The sequence below is a fragment of the Mesorhizobium sp. M4A.F.Ca.ET.022.05.2.1 genome, assembly GCF_003998845.1.
Taxonomy (GTDB): Bacteria; Pseudomonadota; Alphaproteobacteria; order Rhizobiales; family Rhizobiaceae; genus Mesorhizobium.
The window spans coordinates 1-5,062 of sequence record NZ_RZOJ01000432.1; the positions used below are offsets into that span (position 1 = coordinate 1).

At 65.6% G+C, this 5,062-nt stretch carries 5 protein-coding genes and 1 pseudogene; 3 read left to right on the forward strand and 3 right to left on the reverse strand.

Annotation, left to right across the window (positions count from 1 at the left end; genetic code table 11):
- On the forward strand, nt 1-336 hold a 336-nt coding region (locus EN745_RS29710; protein WP_281034796.1), incomplete at its 5' end, for a citrate/2-methylcitrate synthase.
- A 2-nt stretch (nt 337-338) separates the two neighbouring features.
- Here EN745_RS29710 and EN745_RS29715 read toward each other — a convergent pair.
- Both EN745_RS29715 and EN745_RS29720 read right to left on the reverse strand, forming a co-directional pair.
- A complete protein-coding gene (locus tag EN745_RS29715; RefSeq protein ID WP_127422889.1) occupies nt 339-815 on the reverse strand; it encodes an NUDIX hydrolase in 477 nt (158 codons plus the stop codon).
- 133 nt (nt 816-948) lie between these two features.
- On the reverse strand, nt 949-1,248 hold the full coding sequence (locus tag EN745_RS29720; protein WP_126058324.1) for a hypothetical protein: 300 nt from the start codon (nt 1,246-1,248) through the stop codon (nt 949-951).
- Nucleotides 1,249-1,463: 215 nt separating this feature from the next.
- Here EN745_RS29720 and EN745_RS29725 point away from each other — a divergent pair, with 215 nt between their 5' ends.
- Nucleotides 1,464-2,042 carry an invasion associated locus B family protein gene (locus EN745_RS29725; protein WP_127422890.1) on the forward strand — a complete coding sequence of 193 codons (579 nt, stop codon included), beginning with the start codon at nt 1,464-1,466 and terminating at the stop codon, nt 2,040-2,042.
- A 319-nt stretch (nt 2,043-2,361) separates the two neighbouring features.
- The gene (locus EN745_RS29730; RefSeq protein WP_127422891.1) at nt 2,362-4,152 is read left to right on the forward strand and encodes an NAD(P)/FAD-dependent oxidoreductase; all 1,791 of its coding nucleotides are present in this window, start codon (nt 2,362-2,364) and stop codon (nt 4,150-4,152) included.
- 155 nt (nt 4,153-4,307) lie between these two features.
- Here the strand turns inward: EN745_RS29730 and EN745_RS29735 are convergent.
- Nucleotides 4,308-5,062: pseudogene (locus EN745_RS29735) on the reverse strand (amidohydrolase family protein); the annotation flags it as partial.

Genomic DNA, 5,062 nt, shown 5'->3' on the forward strand with positions numbered 1-5,062 from the left:
GAACTGACCCGCGATTTCGCGGCGCGCGGCGTGGTCGGCGGCCGCTTCGCCGACATCGCAGAGGCCATCGAGGCCGAGGTGGCGCGGCGCAAGGGCAAGCGGATCCCGCTCAACATCGATGGCGCGACGGCGGTGATCTATGGCGAGCTCGGCTTCCCGCCGCCGCTGACGCGCGGCCTGTTCGTGCTGTCGCGCTCGGTCGGCATCCTGGCGCATGCCTGGGAGCAGTCGCAGGAAGCCGACCGCAATAAGGGGCCGCTGCCGCGGGAATGGCTGTGGGCCTATACGGGTACTCCGGTACGACCGTTTCCGGGACGCAAGGATGAGAGCAACTGATCTCAAATCGCGTCGGCAGGCTCGGTCTGGGGGACAGTCAAATCCCTCAGCAACGTCGATAGATCCGGCTCGTCGATAAGCAGCGCGGCATCGGCCGGGGCCAGCCATGCCCGCTGCCGCGTGCCTGCTTCCATCCAGCGGGGCAGTTCCTCTGTCACTTTCAACAGATAGACGACGACGTCAACGCGAACAAAGCGGCTTTCCAGGCGCTTCCAGTAGGAATAGGTGCCGGCCGGCTGTTTCAGGGTGTCGCCGAGGACGCCGGCTTCTTCCCGCGCCTCGATCATGGCCGCCTTGCGCCCGCTCTTGCCCTTCATCGGCCAGCCCTTGGGCACGATGAAGCGTCTGGTCGTGCGCGACGTCACCAGCATCACCTCGATGCCACCATCAGGGCCCAGCCGAAAGGGTATCGCCGCCACCTGGCGAATCCGTTCGCCCCTCTTTGCCTTGCGCACCGCTGTCTTCTTGGTCGCTGCCATTCCCAGAAACCCAGTCGGATCGCCCCTTCCCGAGCAAGGAGGGCGCCATCCCGCAAAACCCCAAACCGCCGCCGATGCAACATTGCATTTTCCGGCAGGTAAGTCGGCTAAATAAATCGAAAATGCCGGCTTGTCAGCGGCACGACGTCAAAATCGCATTGCCCAGCACCTGGCAGCTCGGCTTGACCACCGGTACCTGCAGTCGAGGCTGCGGCACGATCTGGCGATCCTGCTCGCGATTCAGCTGCTGCTGTTGCTGGAATTGCTGCCGCAGCATCCTGTTCTGCAGCTGCAGCAGTTCGTTCTGCTGGACCAGAACATTGCGATTTGTTGGGATAATCACCTGCGCCAAGGCATGCGGAGCCACGGCCACCACCATCGCCGTCGCCAGCATTGCCGATATGAGAACCGTCGTTGGACGAAGCTGCCGCATCGATCCGCTCCCGCGTTAAACCTACCACCCATATAGGGCATTTGACCGGCGGTGCCATGGTCGATGGGCAGCCACGCCAAATTGATTGGTTCATCGGCCAGGAATGTGCCCTCCAACCTGGCATTGCACTTGACGGGGGCGGTTGTTTCGCCGCTCTGTCGGCCGGTGCCAGGCCGAGCCAGTGGCTGGAGCCGAGCCTTCCAAGAAGGATCCCCATGAGAAGCAGGTATCTCGCGGCGATGGTTGGCGCTGTCTGCATCCTCGGCGTGCCGGTTTGGGCAATCGCTGCGCAGACCAAGGGCGACAAGGTGGCGCCGGCCGCCGACGCGGCCAAGCCGCAACTGCCAGGCGGGGCCTCGGCGCTCTCGGAGACCCATGGCGACTGGGTGGTCAATTGCCAGGTCAACGGCGCGGCCAAGGCCTGCAGCCTCTCGCACCAGCAGTTCAGCAAGCAGACCAACCAGCGTCTGCTGGCGATCGAATTGTCGACCAAGACCGGCGAGGATGCCGCTGGCACCCTGGCGCTGCCGTTCGGCCTGGCGCTGGCCAAGGGCATCACGCTGGAGATCGACGACAAGAAGCTGGAAGGCATCTTGCAGTTCAACACCTGCCAGGCTGTCGGCTGCCTGGTGCCGGTTGCCTTTGACGCCGACACCACGCCGCTGCTCCAGAACGGCACCAGCCTGAAGGTCAATGCGGTCGCCGCCGACACGGCGCAGCCGATCAGCTTCTCCATCTCGCTCAACGGCTTCGGCGGCGCGCTGGCAAGGACGGCGGAGCTGTCGGCGGACTGAGTTCCTGCTTAGACCGACCGGGACGATCGGCATTCGCCGATCGCCCGTATCATTGACGTCCATCGCGCGTGGTCCTTATTTCCGGTTGGCTTCAGCCTGCTTGCGATCGGCAGGGTCAGAGCGGCACAGGACGCCGCCGCGACTACAATGCTACAGTCGTCATGGGTCTTTACCCCCGGAATATGGATCGGAAGGCGCCAGGTTGGCGCTGCCTCACCCTTGCAGGCTGGCCTCACCGGATTATCAATAGTCTCGAGGCACATTCTGCGTGGCCCCAGGCTTGGCGGCGCGCGGTCGATATCCCGAGGAAGGACAAGAAATGCTCGACATCGCACCATCGCAGCAGGCGGCCACCTGGCTCGGTTCCTTCGCCCGCACGCTCGAAGCCGGCGACATCGAGGTGGTGGCCAATCTTTTCGTCGAGGACTGCTACTGGCGCGACCTGCTCACCTTCACATGGAACATCAAGACCATGGAGGGCCGGGCGGCGATCCGCGACATGCTGGTGGCGACGCTCGCGACGGCACGGCCGTCGCGATGGAGCCTCACCGGCGAAGCGAGCGTCGACGATGGCATCATCGAGGCCTGGTTCAGCTTCGAGACAGTCGTTGCCAGGGGCGAGGGGATCCTGCGCCTCAAGGACGGTCGCTGCCGGAGCCTGTTCACGGCAATGAGCGAGCTCAAGGGGTTCGAGGAGCAAAAGGGTCCGGCGCGGCCGCTCGGCATCCGCCACAAGGCCGATCCCGATCGCGAGACCTGGGCGGAGGCGCGGGCGCGCGAGGCACGCGACCTTGGCGTAAGGGAGCAGCCCTACTGCCTGGTGATCGGCGGCGGCCAGGGCGGCATCATGCTCGGCGCCAGGCTGAGGCAGCTTGGCGTTCCGGCGCTCATCATCGAGAAGAATGCGCGCGCCGGCGATTCCTGGCGCAACCGCTATCGCTCGCTCGTGCTGCACGATCCGGTCTGGTACGACCATCTGCCCTACATTCCGTTCCCGGAGAACTGGCCGGTGTTCACGCCCAAGGACAAGATGGGCGACTGGCTGGAAATGTATGCACGGGTGATGGAGCTGAACTATTGGGTCGCCACCAAATGCGTCAGCGCCGCCTATGACGAAGCCGAAAAGGCCTGGACCGTCATCGTTGACCGAGTCGGCCAGCGCATCACCCTGAAGCCGAAGCACATCGTCTTCGCGACCGGTGCCTACGGACCGCCGCGGCAGATCAGTCTGCCCGGCGCCGAGGCCTTCAAGGGCGAGATCCTGCATTCCAGCCAGTATTCCAGCGGCGAGAAGTTCCGCGGCAAGCGCGTCGCGGTCATCGGCGCGGCAAGCTCGGGGCATGACGTCAGCGTCTACCTCTGGGAAAGCGGCGCCAAGGTGACCATGGTCCAGCGCTCGCCGACCACGGTGGTGAAGTCCGACACGCTGATGGAGGTCGGCTTCGAGATCTTTTCCGAGAAAGCGCTGGCGCGCGGCATCACCACCGACAAGGCCGACATGATCGTCGCCTCGACACCCTTCGCCCTGGTGCCCAAGGGCCAGCGGGCGCTTTACGATGTCATCCGGAAACGCGACGCGGACTTCTACAAGCGACTGAGCGACCGCGGCTTCGCCATCGATTTCGGCGAGGACGAGACCGGCCTGCTGATGAAGGCCTACCGCACCGGCTCCGGCTTCTACATCGATGTCGGTGCCTGCGAGTTGATTCTGAACGGCGAGATCGCGGTCAAGAGCGGCGCCGGCATCAAGTCGCTGACACCGAGCGGCATTCTGTTCGACGACAGCAGCGAACTCGCGGTCGATGCGATCATCTCCTGCACCGGCTATCGGTCGATGAACGAGACGGTGGCTGCGATCGTCTCGCGCGAGGTCGCCGACAGGGTCGGTCCATGCTGGGGCCTGGGCTCGGGCGTGAGAGGCGATCCCGGTCCCTGGCAGGGCGAGTTGCGCAACATGTGGAAGCCGACGGCGCAGGAGGCGCTGTGGTTCCACGGCGGCAATCTGGCGCTGTCGCGGTTCTATTCGAAATTCGTGGCGCTGCAGCTCAAGGCGCGCATGGAAGGGATCGCGACACCGGTCTATGGCGAGCCGAGCAACGCGGGGCGCTGAAGCTGCGATCTCCCCCCTTGTGGGGGAGATGGCCGGCAGGCCAGAGGGGGTCGGTTCGACTGGGCTCGACCTCCTGCGACAGATGAAGGCTGGCGCTTCACGCGCGGCGACCCCCTCTGTCGCCTTCGACGACATCTCCCCCCTTAGGGGGGAGATCACCCATGCCCGAATTGCCTGGCCGCAACCTCGACATGCGTGTGACCCGCATGCGCCTCGAAGCGCTCGGTCTCGTTGTGGTCGGCGGCCTCGTTTGGCCACCACTTGCCGCCGAGGACGATGCCCTCTGAAACGAGCCGCTGATCGGTGACCAGCGAGGCGCCGACCGCGTCGACAAAGGTGAAGCGGCCCGGTTGCTGCCTGAGCACCGCGACGTCGCCGATGCCGCCGACCTTCAGCGCGCCAAGATCGGGCCGCGCGATCGCCTCGGCCGGGCGCTGCGTCGCCGCGCGCAGCACCTCGACCAGCGGCATGCCGAGCGCCAAAAGCTTCGACATGCAGACGAGGATGTCGAAGGCTGGGCCGTCGACGCAGTAGAGATGCACGTCGCTCGAGATGACGTCGGGCGCGAGCCCCTCGGCCAGCATTGCCTTCGCGACCTCGAAGTCGAAAGAGCCCATGCCGTGGCCGATGTCGAAGATGACGCCGCGCTCTCGCGCCAGCCGCATGTCGGGGCGCACCGCGCCCGAGGCGAAGACCGGCGCGTTGGGGAAGGGGCGGAAGCAGTGAGTGAGGATGTCGCCGCGGCGCAGCCGCGGCAGCACTTCCGAGCGTCCGGGCGGCGGCTCGTCGATATGCGCCATCAGCGGCAGGCCGGCCTGGTCGGCGGCCTCCAGCGCCAGGTCGACCGGGGCGATGCCGCTGGTGCCGCCGGCGTGACGGCCGGAGCGGACCTTGACGCCGACGACGACAT